The 18,885-nt window shown below is 63.4% G+C and carries 19 protein-coding genes and 1 tRNA gene; 14 read left to right on the forward strand and 6 right to left on the reverse strand.

What is annotated here, in order from left to right; all coding sequences use genetic code 11:
- Positions 1-16: 16 nt before the first annotated feature.
- The 9 genes from sufB (at position 17) to B6V76_RS02050 (ending at position 8,044) form a co-directional block, all read left to right on the forward strand.
- Positions 17-1,537 carry a Fe-S cluster assembly protein SufB gene (gene sufB, locus B6V76_RS02010; RefSeq protein WP_088726525.1) on the forward strand — a complete coding sequence of 507 codons (1,521 nt, stop codon included), beginning with the start codon at positions 17-19 and terminating at the stop codon, positions 1,535-1,537.
- A gap of 99 nt (positions 1,538-1,636) precedes the next feature.
- On the forward strand, positions 1,637-2,170 hold the full coding sequence (locus B6V76_RS02015) for a hypothetical protein (RefSeq protein ID WP_075774852.1): 534 nt from the start codon (positions 1,637-1,639) through the stop codon (positions 2,168-2,170).
- Positions 2,171-2,222: 52 nt separating this feature from the next.
- A complete protein-coding gene (locus B6V76_RS02020) occupies positions 2,223-2,537 on the forward strand; it encodes a heavy metal-binding domain-containing protein (RefSeq protein WP_088726526.1) in 315 nt (104 codons plus the stop codon).
- A gap of 9 nt (positions 2,538-2,546) precedes the next feature.
- The gene (gene sufC, locus B6V76_RS02025; RefSeq protein WP_075774850.1) at positions 2,547-3,320 is read left to right on the forward strand and encodes a Fe-S cluster assembly ATPase SufC; all 774 of its coding nucleotides are present in this window, start codon (positions 2,547-2,549) and stop codon (positions 3,318-3,320) included.
- Positions 3,320-4,597 carry a Fe-S cluster assembly protein SufD gene (gene sufD / locus B6V76_RS02030; protein ID WP_088726527.1) on the forward strand — a complete coding sequence of 426 codons (1,278 nt, stop codon included), beginning with the start codon at positions 3,320-3,322 and terminating at the stop codon, positions 4,595-4,597. The genes sufC and sufD overlap by 1 nt, the downstream gene beginning before the upstream one ends.
- Positions 4,598-4,606: 9 nt before the next feature.
- The gene (locus B6V76_RS02035) at positions 4,607-5,098 is read left to right on the forward strand and encodes a Yip1 family protein (protein ID WP_075774848.1); all 492 of its coding nucleotides are present in this window, start codon (positions 4,607-4,609) and stop codon (positions 5,096-5,098) included.
- On the forward strand, positions 5,098-5,691 hold the full coding sequence (locus tag B6V76_RS02040; protein WP_075774847.1) for a YIP1 family protein: 594 nt from the start codon (positions 5,098-5,100) through the stop codon (positions 5,689-5,691). Before B6V76_RS02035 ends, B6V76_RS02040 begins: the two co-directional genes overlap by 1 nt.
- Positions 5,692-5,699: 8 nt before the next feature.
- The gene (locus tag B6V76_RS02045; RefSeq protein WP_075774846.1) at positions 5,700-6,920 is read left to right on the forward strand and encodes a cysteine desulfurase; all 1,221 of its coding nucleotides are present in this window, start codon (positions 5,700-5,702) and stop codon (positions 6,918-6,920) included.
- An 86-nt stretch (positions 6,921-7,006) separates the two neighbouring features.
- Entirely contained in the window at positions 7,007-8,044 is a 1,038-nt protein-coding gene (locus B6V76_RS02050; protein ID WP_088726528.1) for a patatin-like phospholipase family protein, read from the forward strand.
- Here B6V76_RS02050 and B6V76_RS02055 read toward each other — a convergent pair.
- The 5 genes from B6V76_RS02055 to B6V76_RS02075 all read right to left on the reverse strand — a co-directional run bounded on the left by B6V76_RS02055 (position 8,026) and on the right by B6V76_RS02075 (position 11,766).
- On the reverse strand, positions 8,026-8,727 hold the full coding sequence (locus B6V76_RS02055) for a DUF502 domain-containing protein (protein ID WP_075774844.1): 702 nt from the start codon (positions 8,725-8,727) through the stop codon (positions 8,026-8,028). The genes B6V76_RS02050 and B6V76_RS02055 overlap by 19 nt on opposite strands.
- Before the next feature lie 77 nt (positions 8,728-8,804).
- Positions 8,805-9,725 (reverse strand): pseudouridine-5'-phosphate glycosidase, encoded by a 921-nt coding sequence (locus tag B6V76_RS02060; RefSeq protein ID WP_088726529.1) that lies wholly within the window; start codon positions 9,723-9,725, stop codon positions 8,805-8,807.
- Positions 9,688-10,623, reverse strand: coding sequence for a PfkB family carbohydrate kinase (locus B6V76_RS02065; protein ID WP_088726530.1), 936 nt, complete (start codon positions 10,621-10,623; stop codon positions 9,688-9,690). The genes B6V76_RS02060 and B6V76_RS02065 overlap by 38 nt, the downstream gene beginning before the upstream one ends.
- 61 nt (positions 10,624-10,684) lie before the next feature.
- Positions 10,685-11,179 (reverse strand): disulfide bond formation protein B, encoded by a 495-nt coding sequence (locus tag B6V76_RS02070; RefSeq protein WP_199224636.1) that lies wholly within the window; start codon positions 11,177-11,179, stop codon positions 10,685-10,687.
- An 8-nt stretch (positions 11,180-11,187) separates the two neighbouring features.
- Positions 11,188-11,766 (reverse strand): YqaA family protein, encoded by a 579-nt coding sequence (locus B6V76_RS02075; RefSeq protein ID WP_075774840.1) that lies wholly within the window; start codon positions 11,764-11,766, stop codon positions 11,188-11,190.
- 135 nt (positions 11,767-11,901) lie between these two features.
- Here B6V76_RS02075 and B6V76_RS02080 point away from each other — a divergent pair, with 135 nt between their 5' ends.
- The 4 genes from B6V76_RS02080 to B6V76_RS02095 all read left to right on the forward strand — a co-directional run bounded on the left by B6V76_RS02080 (position 11,902) and on the right by B6V76_RS02095 (position 17,003).
- A complete protein-coding gene (locus tag B6V76_RS02080; RefSeq protein WP_088726531.1) occupies positions 11,902-12,765 on the forward strand; it encodes a neutral zinc metallopeptidase in 864 nt (287 codons plus the stop codon).
- 46 nt (positions 12,766-12,811) lie between these two features.
- Positions 12,812-12,895 (forward strand) — tRNA-Leu (locus tag B6V76_RS02085).
- Positions 12,896-13,774: 879 nt separating this feature from the next.
- Complete coding sequence (locus tag B6V76_RS02090) at positions 13,775-16,051, forward strand: Hint domain-containing protein (protein ID WP_166504520.1); 2,277 nt, start codon at positions 13,775-13,777, stop codon at positions 16,049-16,051.
- A gap of 214 nt (positions 16,052-16,265) precedes the next feature.
- On the forward strand, positions 16,266-17,003 hold the full coding sequence (locus B6V76_RS02095) for a Hint domain-containing protein (protein WP_088726532.1): 738 nt from the start codon (positions 16,266-16,268) through the stop codon (positions 17,001-17,003).
- An 85-nt stretch (positions 17,004-17,088) separates the two neighbouring features.
- Here B6V76_RS02095 and B6V76_RS19605 read toward each other — a convergent pair whose 3' ends face one another.
- Positions 17,089-17,277 (reverse strand): DUF1127 domain-containing protein, encoded by a 189-nt coding sequence (locus tag B6V76_RS19605; protein ID WP_109171954.1) that lies wholly within the window; start codon positions 17,275-17,277, stop codon positions 17,089-17,091.
- 87 nt (positions 17,278-17,364) lie between these two features.
- On the opposite strand from B6V76_RS19605, the gene B6V76_RS02105 reads away from it, so the two are divergent.
- A complete protein-coding gene (locus B6V76_RS02105; protein ID WP_088718589.1) occupies positions 17,365-18,783 on the forward strand; it encodes a PLP-dependent aminotransferase family protein in 1,419 nt (472 codons plus the stop codon).
- Positions 18,784-18,885 lie beyond the last annotated feature (102 nt).

Here is an 18,885-nt window from a genome sequence, read left to right on the forward strand (position 1 = left end):
TATGGGAGAGCCGGATATGGCGGGCGTTGATCAGGTGGAAGTACGTGAAGGCGTCGATCGCGAGACGGTCGAGACCGTCCAGAATATGGGCACCTACAAATACGGCTGGAACACCGATATCGAGATGGAATACGCGCCGAAAGGCGTGAACACGGATATCGTCCGCCTGATCTCGGACAAGAACAAAGAGCCCGAGTGGATGACCGAATGGCGTCTGCAGGCTTTCTCGCGCTGGGAAGATATGCCCAAGCCGAACTGGGCGCTGCTGAAGGTTCCGGAGATCGACTTCCAGGACCAGTATTACTACGCGCGCCCGAAAAGCATGGTCGAGAAGCCAAAGTCGCTCGACGAGGTCGACCCCAAGCTGCTCGCGACCTATGAAAAGCTCGGCATTCCGCTGAAGGAACAGATGATCCTCGCGGGCGTCGAAGGGGCGGAGGACATCAACCTCGAAGATCGCCAGATCGCGGTCGATGCGGTGTTCGACAGCGTCTCCGTCGGCACGACCTTCAAGGACAAGCTGGCCGAAGCGGGCGTGATCTTCTGCTCGATCTCGGAAGCGATCCAGGAACACCCGGAGCTGGTGAAGAAATATCTCGGCTCTGTCGTGCCGCAGGGTGACAACTTCTACGCAGCGCTGAACTCCGCCGTGTTCTCGGACGGCTCCTTCGTCTACGTGCCGCCGGGCGTGCGCTGCCCGATGGAACTGTCGACCTATTTCCGCATCAACGCGGAGAATACAGGGCAGTTCGAGCGCACCCTGATCATCGCAGACAAGGGCTCCTACGTGTCCTATCTCGAAGGCTGCACCGCGCCCAAGCGCGACACCGCGCAGCTGCACGCGGCCGTGGTCGAGATCATCGTCGAGGAAGACGCCGAGGTGAAATATTCCACGGTGCAGAACTGGTTCCCGGGCGATGAAGACGGCAAGGGCGGCATCTACAACTTCGTCACCAAGCGCGCCGATTGCCGCGGCGACCGCGCCAAGGTGATGTGGACGCAGGTCGAGACCGGCTCCGCGATCACATGGAAATACCCGTCCTGCATTCTGCGCGGCAACGAAAGCCAGGGCGAGTTCTACTCTATCGCCATCGCGAATAACTGGCAGCAGGCCGATACCGGCACCAAGATGATCCATCTCGGCAAGGACACCCGCTCGCGGATCGTGTCCAAGGGCATCTCGGCCGGTCAGGCGCAGAACACCTATCGCGGTCTCGTCTCGATGCACCCGAAAGCGACCGACTCGCGCAACTACACGCAATGTGACTCGCTGCTGATCGGCGACAGATGCGGCGCGCACACGGTTCCCTATATCGAGGTGAAGAACAACTCGAGCCGGGTCGAGCACGAGGCCACCACCTCGAAGGTCGATGACGATCAGCTGTTCTACTGCCGCGCCCGCGGGATGGACGAGGAAGAGGCCGTGGCGCTCGTCGTCAACGGGTTCTGCCGCGAAGTCCTTCAGGCGCTGCCGATGGAATTCGCGATGGAAGCTCAAAGCCTTGTGGCGATCTCGCTGGAGGGGAGCGTCGGGTGATCTTCACGCGCGCAAATATCGAAATTGCCGAGGATCTGCCCCATTTCGGGCATAATCCTTATGCATGTCTTAACCTGTCCAAATGGATAGGTGAGGACCATGACGATATCGAGCGCCAGCTTCAACGATCGCCTCGCGCGGATCGAGAAAACGCGGAAATCGGCGAAGGGCCGGATTCAGCTGCATATCGGCGATCAGGAAGCCTGGGTGACCAACGATTCCGCGATGCTGCGTCGGGTCATCGCCAAGCCGCGTCACTCGCGGCTGGCCGTGTTCAAGGTCCTGCCCGCGCTGATGGTCGGCGCGATCGGGATGATGATCGTGACGGCGCTCAAGATGCGCTTTCTGACGCCGGAACTCGCCGAGAAGGTCGGCTCCAATCCGGATCTGGTCCTCGTGGTCGCGGCAGTGCTGACGGCCTTCGGGCTGGGCATGGTGCTGCGGCTCGCCTCGGTGAAACTGATGGCGGTGCAGCTGCTGGGCGTCGCGCTGGCCTTCGTGGGGCTGCACAATATCGCGTTCTGGGAACCGGATATGGCGGCGCTCGCCTTCACGCCCGACTGGGTGGAGCAGCAGACCGCGCAATTCGAGCCGCGCACACTGCGCTACGCCGAGACAACCATCCGCTTCTGACCCCATGCGCGCCCGCCGCGGCCCGTAAGGGTCGCCAAGGGGGAGAGCGCGCATGATCGTCACCACCACACCCACCATCGAGGGTCGCCCGATCGCGACCTATCATGGCATCGTCGTGGGCGAGGCCATCATGGGCGCCAATGTCGTCCGCGATATCTTCGCGCAGGTCACCGACATCATCGGTGGCCGCTCCGGCGCTTACGAATCCAAATTGCAAGACGCGCGCGCCACGGCGCTCGGCGAGCTTGAAGACCGCGCCCGCGACCTGGGCGCGAATGCCGTTGTCGGCGTCGATCTCGACTACGAGGTCGTCGGCCAATCCATGCTAATGGTGTCGGCCTCCGGCACCGCTGTAACCGTATCCTGAGGAAGAACCATGCTTGATATCAAGAACCTGCACGTCAAACTGGAAGAAGAGGACAAGCAGATCCTCAAGGGCGTCAACCTGAGCGTCGAGTCCGGCAAGGTCCATGCGATCATGGGTCCGAACGGGTCCGGGAAATCCACGCTGTCCTACGTGCTCTCGGGCCGCGATGGCTACGAGGTCACCGAAGGCGAGGCGCATCTCAACGACACCGACCTGCTCGATTCCGAGCCCGAAGAGCGCGCGGCGGCAGGCCTGTTCCTCGCGTTCCAATATCCGGTGGAAATCCCCGGCGTCGGCAACATGACCTTCCTGCGTACCGCGCTCAACGCACAGCGCAAGGCGCGCGGCGAGGAGGAAATCTCCGCTGGCGACTTCCTGAAACTGGTGCGCGGCAAGGCGAAATCGCTCAAGATCGACGCCGATATGCTGAAGCGCCCGGTCAATGTCGGCTTCTCGGGCGGTGAGAAGAAGCGTAACGAAATCCTTCAGATGGCGATCCTCGAGCCGAAGATGTGCATCCTCGACGAGACCGACTCCGGCCTCGACGTCGACGCGATGCGTCTGGTGGCCGAAGGCGTGAACGCGCTGCGCGACGAGGGCCGTTCCTTCCTCGTCATCACGCACTACCAGCGCCTGCTCGACCATATCAAACCCGATGTCGTCCACATCATGGCGGATGGCCGCATCATCGAGACCGGCGGGCCGGAACTGGCTCTCGAGGTCGAGAAGAACGGCTATGCCGACCTGCTCGCGAAACACGGGATCTCGGAGGTGATGGCGTAATGTCGGCAGTCGAGAAAATGACCCCCGCCGAGACGCGGCTGGCGCGCGTTTCTCTGCCCGAGGGCTTCGGGCCGCAACGTCGCGCCGCGCTGGACCGTCTGAACGCGATGGGCCTGCCGGGCCGTCGCGACGAATACTGGCGCTGGACCAACCCGACCGATTTCATCGCGCCCGATCCGGTGCCCGCCGCGCCCTTCGCGGATGACGAGCCCGAAATCTTCGGGGAAATCGATCGGCTGAAGATCGTATTCCGCGACGGTGTTTTCGATGCCGAGGCCTCCGACGATCTGGAGATGTCCGGTGTCGAAATCCTGCGTCTGGCCGATGCGCCCGACGTGAACTGGGCCAGCAGCCTTTACGGCACGCTGGAAGCCAACGGTCAGGATCCGGTGAAACGCCCCTTCGCGGCGCTGAACACCGCGTCGGCGACCGATGGCGTGCTGATCCGCGTGACCGGTGCCGCCGAGAAGCCCGTGAGCCTGATTTATACCCATGAGTCAGAGAGTTCCGACCCGATCCTTCATCACCTCGTGAAGCTGGAAGAGGGCGCGGAGATCACGGTTCTGGAGAACGGCCCGGCCGGGGCGCGCTTCAACCAGCTGATGGAAGTGGATGTCGCGAAACACGCGAAATTCCACCACATCCGCGTGCAGGGCCGCGACCATGAGCGTCGTGCGATCACCTCGATCTTCACCCGCGTCGCGGAAGAGGGCCTGTTCAAGAGCTTCACGCTGACCTCGAACGGGGTGCTGACGCGCAATGAATGCGTGATCGACATCGTGGGCGACGACGCGAACGCCCATGTCGCGGGCGCGGCTCTTGGCGATGGCAAGACCGGCAAGTTCCACCACGACGACACCGTCTTTATCACCCACGGGGCCGAGCGCGGCGAGAGCCGTCAGGTCTTCAAGAAAGTTCTGAAGAACGGCGCCGAGGGCATCTTCCAGGGCAAGATCCTCGTGAAGCCGGGCGCGCAGAAGACCGATGGCTACCAGATCAGCCAGTCGCTCCTGCTCGACGAGAACAGCCAGTTCCTCGCGAAGCCGGAACTCGAGATCTACGCCGATGACGTGCAGTGTTCGCACGGCTCGACCACCGGCGCGATCGACGAGACGGCGCTTTTCTACCTGCGCTCGCGCGGCGTGCCGGAAGAGGAAGCCACCGCGCTTCTGGTTCTGAGCTTCGTGGCCGATGCCATTGAAGAGATTGAGGAAGAGCGGTTCCGCGATGCGATCCTCACCCGGTTGGAAGGGTGGCTTTCGCGCCATCGCGGCTGAGGCGCCGCGATGTCCGCGACCGACGATATCCGGCGCAGCTACCGGCGTCCGCGCGTGGTGATGCGCGAGCATCTCGCGCGTCCGGCCTCCGAGCCGCGCGCGCTGGTCTTCCTGCTTGCGGCGCTGACCGTGATTTTCATCGCGCAATGGCCGCGGCTGTCGCGGATCGCCCATGAGATGCCCGACCAGCCGATGGTCGGGCTGATGATGGGCACGGTGTTGGCGCTGCTGGCCACCGTGCCCGTTTTCTACGCGATTGCGGCATTGAGCCACCTTGTGCTGCGCCTCCTTGGCGGGCAGGGAAGCTGGTATGGTGCGCGCGTCGCGCTGTTCTGGTCGCTTCTGGTGGTCTCGCCGCTGATGCTGCTGCAAGGGCTGGTCGCGGGGTTCATCGGACGCGGCGCGGAACTTTCGCTCGTCTCCGCGCTTGTGACCGTAGCCTTCGTCCTGCTATGGGGCGCAGCGTTGCGGGTGGTGGAATTCGAAGGAAAAACAAACTGATGCAGCCCGACCTTAAAGAATGGCTTATCCGCAGCTTCACCGATCCCAAATCGGTTGCGCGCGATTTGATCGGGCTGAATCTGAGCGGCAATGCTCGGTTCATGGCGATGGTGCTGGTTGTCGTGATGACGGCGATCCTCGGCACGCTCGCGCAGCTGGTGTTCTCGTTCATCACCAAGGTCGATATCGGCACGGTGACGCCGCCGCTGACCGTCGTGGGGCTGCAGGCAGCCCTTCTGGTCTATGGCGCCTTCGCTATGTCTTTCGTCGGCCAACGCTTTGGCGGGAATGGGAAATTCTCGGATGCGCTGCTGCTTCTGACCTGGATTGAATTCGTTCTGATGATTGGTCAGATGATCCAGGTCGTGCTTATGGTGTTCTTCCCGATCTCGGCCACTCTGATGTCGGTGCTGCTGGTGGCGCTGATGTTCTACTTGCTGGTGCAGTTCACGATGGTTCTGCACGGGTTCGAAAACCCCTTGGCGACCGGCTTCGGGGTTATCTTGACCTTTCTGGGCTCGGCGATGATCGCGGGGATCGTGCTGGTCTCGACCGGCCTCGTGCAAATGCCCGCAGACCCCGCGTCACTCTGAGGTGCTCCATGTATGATATCGAAAAAATCCGCGCGGATTTCCCGATCCTGACGCGAGAAGTGAACGGCAAGCCGTTGGTTTACCTCGATAACGGGGCCTCGGCGCAGAAGCCGCGCGTCGTGATCGACGCGATGACGCAGATGTACGAGCACGACTATTCCAACGTGCATCGCGGGCTGCATACGCTGTCCAATATCGCGACCGAGAAATACGAGAGCGTGCGCGGGATCGTCGCGCGCTTCCTGCATGTCGCAGATGAAGAGCAGATCGTGTTCACCACCGGCTCGACCGAGGGGATCAACCTAGTGAGCTACGCCTGGGGGGCGCCGAACCTCGAGCCGGGCGACGAGATCATCCTGTCGGTGATGGAGCACCACGCCAATATTGTGCCGTGGCATTTCCTGCGCGAGCGGCAGGGCGTGAAGCTGGTCTGGGTGGAGCCCGAGGCCGATGGCTCGCTGCCGCCCGAAAAGGTGCTGGAGGCGATCACGCCGCGCACCAAGCTGATCGCGATCACCCATATGTCGAACGTTCTGGGCACCCGGGTCGATGTGAAACCGATCGCGCAGGCAGCGCGCGCCCGCGGGATCGCTACGCTGGTCGATGGCTCGCAGGCGGCAGTGCATGGCCCCGTCGACATCGACGATCTGGGCTGCGATTTCTACGTCATCACCGGACATAAGCTATACGGGCCAAGCGGTTCCGGGGCGCTCTTCATTCACCGCGACCGGATGCTCGAGATGCGCCCATTCCTTGGCGGCGGCGACATGATCGACACCGTTACCCGCGATACGGTGATCTACAACACGCCGCCGATGAAATTCGAGGCTGGCACTCCCGGCATCGTGCAGCAGATCGGCATGGGCGTCGCCCTCGATTACCTGATGGGGATCGGGATGGAGAACATCGCCGAGCATGAGCGCGATCTGCGCGACTATACGGCCGAGAAACTGAGCGGGCTGAACTGGCTCAACCAGCAGGGCACCGCGCCCGACAAGGGTGCGATCTTCTCGCTCACGCTGAACGGGCCGGCGCATCCGCATGACATCTCGACCATCCTCGACAAGCGGGGCGTCGCGGTGCGCGCGGGGCAACATTGCACCGGGCCGCTGATGGAATGGCTGGGCGTTTCTGCCACGGCGCGCGCGTCTTTCGGGATGTATAACACCCGCGAAGAGGCCGATGCGCTGATTTCCGCGCTGGAACTCTGCCACGATCTGCTAGGCTGAGGCGACCGCCCGGGCGAGAGACTTGCTTTTGCTGCGACGCAGCATAACTCTGCGGCAGGGAGGCGGGCAGCGAAAGGGCCGAGCCGATGAACCGCAAGAGCATCAATCTCGCATTGCAGGGCGGGGGCGCACATGGCGCGTTCACCTGGGGCGTTCTCGACCGATTTCTGGATGAAGAGTGGCTGGACTACGCGGCGATCTCCGGCACCTCTGCCGGGGCGCTGAACGGGGCCGCGTTCAAGGCGGGCTATGCGCGCGCTGGCCGTCAGGGCGCGCGCGAGTCGCTCGACGAACTTTGGAGCCAGGTGGCAGAAAGCGCCGATCTGCGGCTCGAGCGGTTGATGCCCGCGCAAGTGCCCGGCTCCGAGGCGTTGAAACGCTGGTTCGACGCTTTCACCCCTGCGGCCTTCATCGACGGCATGTCGCGCGTCTTTTCGCCCTATGATGCAGGGCCGTTCTACGTCAATCCGCTGAGCTCGGTGGTCGAACGGTTCCGATATCGCGATGTCTGCGCGGAAGAGGGGCCACGGCTGCATGTCTCGGCGACCAATGTGCGCACCGGCAAGGTCCGTGTCTTCACCGGCGAAGAAATTACAGCGGATGCCATCCTCGCCTCGGCCTGCCTGCCCGAGATTTTCCAGGCGGTCGAAATCGACGACCCGAAGACGGGCCGCACAGAGGCGTATTGGGATGGCGGCTATACCGGAAATCCGCCGCTTTTCCCGCTGTTCGAACCCGCTTATCCGCGCGACGTCGTGGTGATTTCGATCAACCCCCTCTGGCGCGACGAGATCCCCCGAACGCCCGCGCAGATCGACGAGCGGATCAACGAAATCAGCTTCAACACCTCGCTGCTGCGGGAATTGCGCGCGATCAATTTCGTACATCGGCTGATCCGCGAAGACCGGCTGCCGGAGGGGTCGATGAAGGATGTGCTGATCCACATGATCGCCGATGACGATGTCATGACCGAGCTGGGTGCGAAGTCCAAGATCCTTCCCGAATGGGGGATGCTGGCAAAGCTGAAACTGGCAGGCCGGGCGGCGGCGGATCGCTGGCTCGAAGCTCACGCCGACAAGATCGGCAAAGAGGCGTCGACCGACCTTCAGGCGTTGTTCGACTGAATCTTCGCCTTCGACTTGCGCGGCTCCTTCACCGGTTTGGGCTGCGGATAGACGAGACCCGCCGAGATGATCAGCTTCGCCGCATCCTCGACCGACATCTGGAGATAGGTGACCTTCGATTCCGGCACGAAGAGCAGGAAGCCCGAGGTCGGGTTCGGCGTCGTCGGCAGGAACACCGAGATCAGCGGGTCGCCGTCCTCGGCCTGTGCCGCGATCTCGCCCTTCGCGGTCGACGACACGAAGGCGATCGCCTTCAGGCCCTCGCTCGGATACTCGATGATGCAGGCGCGGTCGAACTTGCCCTCGGACTGGCTGAGCACCGTTTCCGCGATCTGCTTGAGACCGTTATAGACCGTGCGCACGAAGGGCAGCCGGTCGACGATGCTTTCGCCGAAGCGGATCATCGTGCGGCCGAAAAAGCCCTTCGCGAGCCAGCCGACGATGACCGTGAATACCAGGAAGATGATGACGCCGAGCCCGCGTACATTGATGCCGATATAGCGTTCGGGGCGCAGCTCGGGCGGCACCAGCGGCAGCACCCAGCCGTCGACCCAACCGGCCATCGTCCACATCAGCCAGATCGTCAGGCCGATCGGCGCGACGACGATCAACCCGGTAAAGAAGGAGGCGCGCAGCGCGCCGAAACGCGAGCGGCGGCGCGGATGGGAATCGTCTTTGGTCATGTCAGGATGCGCCCTCTCGTGGCGATGCGTTGCCTGCTATCTAGGCAGCGCCGCCACGATGAGCAATGGTCCGCGTATCAGGCGCCGCGAGCTGTGATGATTTCGCCCGCGATTGCGGCAGCCAGACGGGCATTGTTCAGAACGAGGGCGATATTGGCCTCGAGCGAGCGGCCTTCGGTCAGTTCGAAGATGCGCGACAGCAGGAAGGGCGTGACGGCCTTCGCCGCGATGCCCTGCGCCTCGGCCTCGCTCAGCGCCTGTTCGATCACCGGCACGATCTCTTCGCGGGCAATCTCGGCTTCTTCGGGGATCGGGTTCGCGATCAGCTGGCCGCCCGGCAGACCGAGCGACGCGCGCGCGAGTTGTGACTTGGCGATCTCGGCGGCGCTATCGGCGCGCAGCGGCGCGGGAAGGCCGGAATTGCGCGACCAGAAAGCGGGGAAGGCGTCTTGCCCGTAGGCGATGACCGGCACGCCGTGGGTCTCCAGCACTTCGAGCGTCTTCGGCAGATCGAGGATCGCCTTCGCACCGGCCGCGACCACGCTGACCGGAGTCTGTGCCAGTTCCAGAAGGTCCGAGGAGATGTCGAAGCTGTCTTCGGCACCGCGATGGACGCCGCCGATCCCGCCGGTGGCAAAGACGTCGATGTCCGCGAGGTTCGCGCAGATCATCGTCGCGGCGACGGTGGTGGCCCCGGTCGCGCCCTTCGCGAGGCACACCGCCAGATCGGCGCGGCTCACCTTCATCGCGTCCTTGGTCTGCGCGAGCTGCTCCAGTTCCTCCGGCTCCAGCCCGATATGGATCTTGCCGCCCATCACCGCGATCGTAGCCGGTACCGCGCCCGCCTTGCGGATCTCGGCCTCGACCGCCTGCGCGGTTTCAAGATTCTGCGGATAGGGCATCCCGTGGGTAATGATCGTCGACTCGAGCGCGACGATGGGACGGTTTAGTGCTTTCGCATCAGCGACTTCGGCGGCGAAGGTGAGGGGGGCGGTCATGTGGCCAGTTCTCCGGAACGTAGCGCGCGGCAGCGGTCAGAGCGCGCTCCAGCGCCTCCTCACGACCCGCGCCGCGCTGTTCGGCCACGAGATGCGCGGCCATGAAAGTATCGCCCGCGCCGGTCACGCGGGTCACGAGGACGGGGGGCGGCGCCGAGGCGATCACGTTGCCCGCGACAGCACTTCCGTCGGCGGCCGCCTTGCCGCCATCCGTCACGAGCACGCGCTGCGCCCCGCGCTCCAGTAGCGTTTCGGCGGCGTGCTGGGCGCTGTCGAAGCGGCCCTGGCACAGGATGCCCGCCTCTTCGAGATTGACGTAAAGCGTCGCCGCCGGATGCGTCAGAAGCGGCATCAACCTTTCCGCCTTGCCGGGGCTGGCAGGCGCCACGCGCAGGTCGGCCTTGGCGAACAGAGGCGAATGCGCGATCTGGCTGAGCAGAGCCTCGGTCAGGTTGCCGTCGAGTGCGATGGCGCCGGTCCACGGCTCGTTTTCGGTGCCGAGCCGTCCGTCGGAAAGCGGTGCGAGGATCTTCTCGCCCGCAGCCTCGAGCGAATGCGCATCCGCGATGGCCGCGATCAGTCCGTTCGCCCCTTCGATCGCCATGTAGCGGTCGGTCGGAAGATCGTCGGAGCGGTAGAGATAGCTGCAATCGACGCCCAGCACCTCGGCGGTCCGGATCAGGTCGTTGCCCTGGCTGTCGCGCCCGAGCGCGGTCAGCACGGCCGGTTTGAGCCCAAACCGATGGAGCGTCATCGCGATGTTCATCGCAACGCCGCCGGGCAGCCGCTCGATCCGCCCCGGCACGTCGGAGCCCTCGTGCATATGCACCGAGGCGCGGCCGATGATGTCCCACAGGACCGAACCGATGCACAGAATATCAGGTCTGGATTCGCTCATGCGCGGTTCTTGGCGCGGTTTCGGGAGCGGGGCAAGGGGGCTTGGCCCCCGCTCGGGTGGCTCAGGCGCGGCGCGACTTGAGGAACGCCCAGAGCCAGATGCCCGCAAGAACGAGCGAGCCGATTGCGTTGAGGTTCGCCATGGTGATGCCGAAGATGTCCCACGGAATCTCGTCGCAGCGCACCAGGGGGGCTTCGTTGATCTGTTTGAGCAGGTCGGCGGCGGAGACGGTGGTGTCGACGCCATTCGAGGTGCAATCGGTCGGACCTTGGAAGATCTTCCGCTCGACGCCCGAATGATAGAAGCCCAGCACCGAGGTCGTCAGCGCCGCCAGCATGCCCAGAAGCGCAGTCCAGCCGGGCAGACGGAAGGCGAGGATCGCAAGCCCGATCAGGATCGCGACCAGATGCGGCCAGCGTTGCAGCAGGCACAGGTGGCAGGGCGCATAGCCCAAGGCCTGAAACACGAAGGCCCCGGCCAGCACGACGGCGGAGCCTGCGGCGGCGAGGCCGACGAGGCCGCGGAAAGAGGTCAGGGTTTGCAGGCGATCTTGCATCGGAGGCCTCAGAGATATTTCAGAAGATAGAACCCGCCGATCAGCAGGATGACGAAGATAGTGAAGAGCGGGCCGAGCCAACGTTCGATGAAGGTCTTGATCGGCTCGCCGAATTTCCAAAGGAGGCCAGCGACCACGAAGAAGCGCAGCGCGCGGGCGATGAAGGAGACGCCAAGGAAGAGAACCGGGCTCAGGTTCGTGGCGCCCGCGAAGATCGTGATCACCTTGTAGGGGAAAGGCGTGACACCTGCGATCAGCACGGCCCAGCCGCCCATCTGGTTGAACCGGGCGGCGAGTGTGTTGAAATCGTCCGCCTTGCCGTAGAAATCCAGCACCGGCCTGCCGATCGCATCCATGAAACCATAACCGATCAGGTAGCCCAGACAGCCGCCCGCGACCGACGACAGCGTCGCCACCAGCGCGATGCGCCAAGCCGCCCAGGGCCGGGCGAGGATCATCGGGATCATCAGCACATCCGGAGGGATCGGGAAGACCGAGGCCTCGATGAAGGCGACGGCGGCGAGATACCACATCGCATGCGGGTGGCTCGCGCGGGCCATCGTCCAGTCGTAGATGCGGCGGATCATGGCGGCATCCTTTTCCTTGCTGCTCGGATCGCTTCATCTCCCGCGCGGGCCGCAAGGTCAAGTCGCGCGCGTCGCACCTTTGCTTTTGCGGGCCTCGCGCTAGACTTCACGAAAAAGCGAGGGAGGCATTCGCAAATGCAATGGCGTGGACGGCGCGGCAGCCGCAATATCGAGGACCGGCGCGGCCAGCGCAGGGCAGGGGGCGGCGCAATCCGTCTGGGCGGCGGCGGCCTTGGCGTGGTCGCGATCATCGTGGTGGCCTATTTCCTCGGGATCGATCTGACGCCGCTGCTCGATGGCGGGTCGGGCTCGGGGCCGGCGATCACCCAATCGGGCGAGCTGAGCGAACGCGAGAAGGCGATGGGCGATTTCGTCTCGGTGACGCTGGCCGATACCGAGGAGGTCTGGCAGGGCGTGTTCCAATCCGACCTGGGACGGCAATACGATCCGGCGGTGCTGGTACTCTTTAGCGGGGTCACTCAATCGCGCTGCGGCAATGCGAGCGGCGCGACGGGGCCATTCTACTGTCCGGGCGATCAGAAAATCTATCTCGATACGGCGTTTTTCGACACGCTGAGCCAGCAGCTCGGCGCGCGGGGCGATTTCGCCGCCGCCTATGTCGTGGCGCATGAGGTGGCCCACCACGTGCAGGACGAGCTGGGGATTCTCGGTAAAGTTAACGAAGTGCGCGCGCAAAGCTCCGAGGCGCAGGCTAATGCGCTCTCGGTGCGCATCGAGCTGCAGGCCGATTGCTTCTCAGGGATCTGGGCGCGCCGCGCCGAAGATCAGATCGGCGCGATCGAGCCGGGCGACATCGCGGAGGCCATGAACGCCGCGGCACGGATCGGGGACGATACGCTGCAACGCGAGGCCGGCCGGGTGCCGATGCCCGACAGCTTCACCCATGGCAGCTCCGCTCAACGGCAACGCTGGTTCGAGCGGGGCTATCTGAGCGGTGAGATCAAACAATGCGACACGTTTTCAACGCGTAACCTCTAAGCGTACTTGCCTCGGGCGCGGCTGCGCGCTAGAGGATTCGGACTGGGCCCGAGTGGCGGAATGGTAGACGCAGCGGATTCAAAATCCGCCGCTGCAAGGCGTGTCGGTTCGAGTCCGACCTCGGGCACCAGACCTTCCGCAAAATGACAAATCCGCGCGCCGATGGTGACCCGGCCGGCGCATCTTTGTTCCTATGTCTTGTCGGGACCGCATTTTCCGGGCTCGCAAGACTTTGTCCAAATTTGGCGTCATCGTGAAAAGCGGCGTCTTGGAAAGTGGTTAGCAAAAGATGATTCGAAGTAATCTCGTTTCGTTCTCAGAACAAACGGGCGCGAGATACCGGATTGCGGCGCGGTCGAGGACAATTAAGACTTATCCGTGGGAAAAATATCGCTGCGATTGGGGGCATCCCAGGAAACAAACTCGCCCGGTTATTGTCGCTAAATCGAAAACAGTTTTTCGCCTTTCGCAACGGGTCCGACAAATATCTTTCAACCACCGGTTTAAATGTGGCGAAACTTAGGCATGGTTCCTGTCTAAAAAGATAGGTCGATCTTTTGGTAAACGGAAACGGTGTTTAAAAACAGTCACTTCGCGATTCGGATTATTGATGACCGTTTCCCGGGCATTTCCTCGAAATGAGGCAAGAAAGCGGCAAATTCCCCTTTTCTTTGTGACGGTCGCGAGGGCAGATTGAGGCCAAGCCCTGCTGGGGGGCGATTGGCCATGGGGGTGGCCAAAGAGAAGAGTTGTCGAAAGAGAGCTCGCCCGGCGCTGCCAAGGGGACCGATCCATAACGGCCTCGACCATGAGGGCAAAGGAGACGCAGAGCGATCTGCGGCGACTTTGCCGGCAGCGCCCGCGCGCGCCGACGCTGGCCAATTCTTCTCAAAAAACACGTTCGGACTTCGGATCCGGACACGTCACGGCGCCGCCGCTTTGCGCCCTAGGGAAGATACGCCACGGCGCGGGGCCAGGGAGCCAAGCGGACGGCAAAGGAGAGTTGGGGATGACTTATTTCTACTATCATCACGACGACGATGATTGCGACAAGAATTCCGATCCGAATGCTACCAACGACAGCGCGAGCGTTAAGTACAACACCGCGCAGACGATCGCCGTTCTCGCGAATGACAGCGACCCCGATGGCGACCCGCTCAAGGTGCAGTGGGCGAGCGACCCGGCGCATGGCTCGGTCACGGTGAATGCCGATGGCACGATTACCTACACGCCCGATCCCAACTATTCCGGCACCGACAGCTTTACCTACAAGATCTATGACGGGCAGGGCGGCTACGACACCGCGACCGTTACGATCAACGTGAGCGCGCCCGACGGTATCGTCGAAGGTACCTCCGGCGGCGACCTGATCGACGATCATTACACCGGTGATCCCGAAGGCGACATGGTCGACAATAACGACGCGATCCTTCCGGGCGCCGCGCCGAATGACGACTACATCATCGCGGGCGACGGCAATGACACGGTCTATGCCGGTCAGGGCGACGACTCCGTCGAGGGCGGCCAGGGCGACGATCTGATCTATGGCGAGGGCGGCAACGACACGATCTCGGGCGATGCCGGGAACGACACGATCTATGGCGACAACGATCCGGCCGGTGGCCCCGCGGCCGATCCGGTCTCGGAAACCGTGGACTGGAGCCATTTCCAGACCGATTGGGGCGAGGTGAAGGACCAGACTGTCGATCTGGGCGAGACCAAGGTCCATTTCGACTTCCAGTCGCAGGATTACGGGGCGAAGGCGACGCTGACGACCTCTGCGCAATATACCGAAGCTGGCGAGAACTTCGACAGCTGCTCGGCGCTGCAGCTCTACGGTGCGGGCGGCGATTGCGAAGGCGGTGTGTCGCCGACCTCGACGACCGTCCTGACTTTCTCTTCGGACAATAGCGATTACACCGGTGAAGTTCAGGGGCTGAGCTTCCGGATCAACGATCTCGATCGTTCGGACAGCTATGATGACCATGTCGATGTCGTGACGCTCTCGGCCGTCGATGCCGATGGCAATCCGGTCGCGATCACGATCGATCCCGAGGGCAACCAGACGGTCACCGACAATGGCGACGGCACCTACACCATCACCGGTGGCGATCAGGACGACGGCAGCCTGCATCAGGACGACAAGATCGGTTCGGTCAAGGTCACCATGAATGATCCGACCGCAAAGCTGAGCATCGCCTATTCGAATGGCGGGGCGACGGATCAGGCGATCTCGATCACCGACATGACCTATGACACCTGTCCGGTGGAAAATGATCCGGGCGAGCCCGGCGACGACAGCCTGATGGGCGGTCTGGGCGATGACGTGCTCTACGGTCAGCAAGGCAACGACACGCTGGAAGGCGGTCACGGATCGGACAGTCTCGACGGCGGTCAGGGCAACGATACGCTCGATGGCGGCGCGGATGCGGACACCGTCTCCGGTGGCGACGATCGCGATCTGTTCATCGTGGGGTCCTCGACCGATGGCATCGGAGACACGCTCGACGGCGGCGAAGGCGGCGACGATTACGACACGCTCGACCTGCAGGGCGCGGGGCCGCTGCGTGTTCATTCCACGGTCACCGATTACGATCCGGTCTCGGGTGTCAGCACCTATGCCGGGACGGTCGACTTCCTCGACGGCTCGGGCAATGTCACCGGTACGCTCGAATTCTCCAACATGGAAGAGGTCATCCCCTGCTTCACGCCGAGTACTCTGATCGCGACGCCGCGTGGCGAGGTTCCGGTGGAGACGCTGCGCGAAGGCGACAAGGTCCTGACCCGCGATAACGGCATTCAGGAGGTCCGCTGGGCCGGCCGCGCCGACATGACGCATGAGCAGCTCGCGCGCGCACCGCATCTCAAGCCGGTGCTGATCCGCAAGGGCTCGCTCGGCAACGACCTGCCAGAGCGCGACATGATGGTCTCGCCGAACCACCGAATGCTCGTCGCCAATGACAAGACTGCGCTCTATTTCGAAGAGCACGAGGTTCTCGTCGCGGCCAAGCATCTCGTCGGCAATCAGGGCGTGGACACGGTGGAGACGCTGGGCACGAGCTACCTGCACTTCATGTTCGACCGCCACGAGGTCCTGCTCGCCAATGGTGCCTGGACCGAGAGTTTCCAGCCCGGCGACCAGACGCTGGGCGGGATGGGCAATTCGCAGCGTCAGGAAATCTTCGAGATCTTCCCGGAACTGCAGACCGCGAAGGGCCGCGAGGCCTATCAGGCGGCGCGCAAGACGCTCAAGAAGCATGAAGCCAACGTCCTGCGCATGAGCTGACGCGCAGGCCTCGTCAGAGGCCCCGCCAGCCCAATAACTGCGACCGCGTCCGGGATGTTTCCGGGGCGCGGTGCTGCCGTGTTGTTTCCGCAACTCGAACAATTCGTTTCCGCTAATCCGCACGTAGAGACGCCATAACGCGTTTTCGCCTCAGGGTTTTGTCGCTATCGTGTGATGGAAGGGGGCCTCGACTGCTGGGAGGCAGGAGGATCGGATGACGCGGAGCATGCGCGCAACGGATTTCGCGGAGATTTTGGCGCAATCGCCGGCTCAGGGGCTGCGATGTACCGCGATGGCGCGCACCGAGTCGCTGCGCCTGGCATTCGACAGCCATGACGAGACGGACGGCCATATCAGTGGCTTTGACGCATCGGGAGATACGGTTTTTTCCGGCTCCATCGCTGCGTTTCGCGCGGCCATTCCCTGCGTGACGCCCGAGACGCGGGTCGCAACCGAGGCTGGCGGTGTTCCTGCGGGCGATTTGCGCCCCGGTGCGCGGCTGGTGACGCGCGAGTCCGGTGTTCAGACGCTGCGCTGGATCGGTTCACGAGTGTTCACGGCTGCCGATCTCGCGCTCAATCCTCTGCTGTGCCCGGTGCGTATCCGCGCGGGCGCGCTTGGCGAGGGGCATCCGGTGCAAGATATGCGCGTATCACCCAATCACCGTCTGATGTCGCCGCTACGGGGGAATCTCGTTTCCGCGCAAGAGCTTGTCGGGCTGGACGGGGTCGAGGCCGAGCGGGCGGCGGGCGGCGTGCGCTATCTGCAACTGCTACTCGACGCGCCGGAAATGTTGCTCTGCGACGGACTATGGGTCGAGAGTTTCCGACCGGAGGTGGCGATGCTGGCGGGCTTCGATGCGGCGCAGCGGGCGGAGCTTCTGGCGCTGCGCCCCGATCTGTCCCGGCGCGACGCCGAGGCCGCCTTGCCCGAGACGCACCCCACCGAGTAATTTTCATCAACCGCAAAAAAGAGCCGGGCACTGAGGCCCGGCCAATAGACGATTCCGGTCAGGGGAATTGCCCGGATCGTTCGCGTCACAGGAAGCGGCGCACTTCTTGCCGGGCAATCTCCCGGCTGATTCCGATATCTTTGAGCAGATGGTCATCGAGTTTCTCCAGCGCCATCCGCGAACGGCGCGCTTCGAGGACGCGCGCAACGCGCGCGATCAGGCTCAGACGGCCATGACGAGCGGGAACGGGACGGGTCCGCGACAGGGTAAACATTGCGATGCCTTTCTGTATTGATACAATGTGGCGTTTGTTGCTATAAGAGGGATACAATACCTCAAAATAAGCAACCAGAGAAATATTGTGACTGATACAAGCTGGTCTCCCCAACTCGCCCATATCGCCGGACCGAAATATCTCGCGCTGGTGCGCGCGCTGCGCGAAGGGATCCGTCGCGGAGACCTGAAACCGGGCGCAAAACTACCTACTGTCAGGGACTTGGCGTGGTCGCTGGGGGTGACGCCCGGCACGGTCGCGCGGGGCTACCAAATCGCCACGCAGGAGGGGCTGCTGGAGGCCAAGGTGGGACGCGGCACCTTTGTATCGACACAAACGCAGCGACTCGGCCCGCGCGAGCCGCTTTACCGCCATACCGGGGAGGAGATCGACGCAACCCCTGACGATCTGGTCAACCTTCGATCGCCACAATTGCCCGATGTCGGCCAGACAAAAGCGTTACAATGGGCGATGGAGGAAGCTGCGCGCTCGATCGGCAAGACCTACCTGCAATATCCCGGTCTGCGCCGCGACGCCTATTGCCGCGAGGCGGTGCTCGACTGGTTTCCGAAAGATTGCTCGCTCGCCTCTATCCTGAACGCGGATGACCTTGTGCTGACGCATGGCGGGCAGAACGGGATCAACCTCGTGATGCAGACCTGCCTGCGTGGCGATCGGCCCGGCGTTTATATCGAGGAGCTGGCCTATCCCGGCTTCCGTCACGCCGCACGGCTCAACCGCGCAGAGGTCCATCCCGTCGCCATCGACGAGCAGGGGATGATGCCCGATGCGCTCGACGCGGCCTGCCGCAAACATGGCGGTCAGATCGTTTGCATCACGCCCGACGCACAGAACCCCACGGCGGGGCGGATGGATGTCGCGCGCCGCGAGGCGCTGGTCGAGGTCGCGCGCCGCCATGACCTGCAGATCATCGAGGACGATTGCTACACCGCGCCGGTCACCGGCCTGCCGAGCTTCCGGGTGATCGCGCCCGAGCGCAGCTGGCATATCACATCTCTGTCGAAGACGATCTCGGCGGGCATGCGCTTCGGCATCGTCGCAGCCCCCGAAGGCATGGGCGAAGTGGGGCGGCTAGCCGCCCAGCACAGCTTCTTCGGCCTCGCACGGCCGATCACCGACATGGTCGCCCGGCTCTTCGAGAGCGGCGAGGCGATGCGTCTTCGCTATGCCGCGCAGGAGGAAATGGGTCGGCGGTTGCAGATGACGGTGCAATCGCTGGCGGGACAGGATTTCAACTGGCTGCCGGGGCTGAGCTTCCTTTGGCTGAAGCTGCCGATGGGCTGGCGTGGCTCCACCTTCGCGCGCATGGCGGAGATGGAAGGCGTGCTGCTGCGCTCGGCCGATGAATATGTCGTGCAGGACGGGCAGGCGCCCAACGCGGTGCGCATCGCGATGGCGGGCTCGGTCCCCGAAGAGCGCTTCCGTACCGCGCTGCGCACGCTGACGGGGCTGCTGGAGCGGATGCCCGACGATCTGCCGGTCTGAGGGCTGAGGCCTGACGCCGCGCCGCCGAAGCGCGCTGCACAAAATTACGGCATCTGCCTTGCCCTTGCGCGAGTAGGGGCGCTTGCCCTCTTTTCACGCCCG

Origin of the sequence: Thioclava sp. IC9 (assembly GCF_002213225.1) — a bacterium.
Classification (GTDB): domain Bacteria; phylum Pseudomonadota; class Alphaproteobacteria; order Rhodobacterales; family Rhodobacteraceae; genus Thioclava; species Thioclava nitratireducens.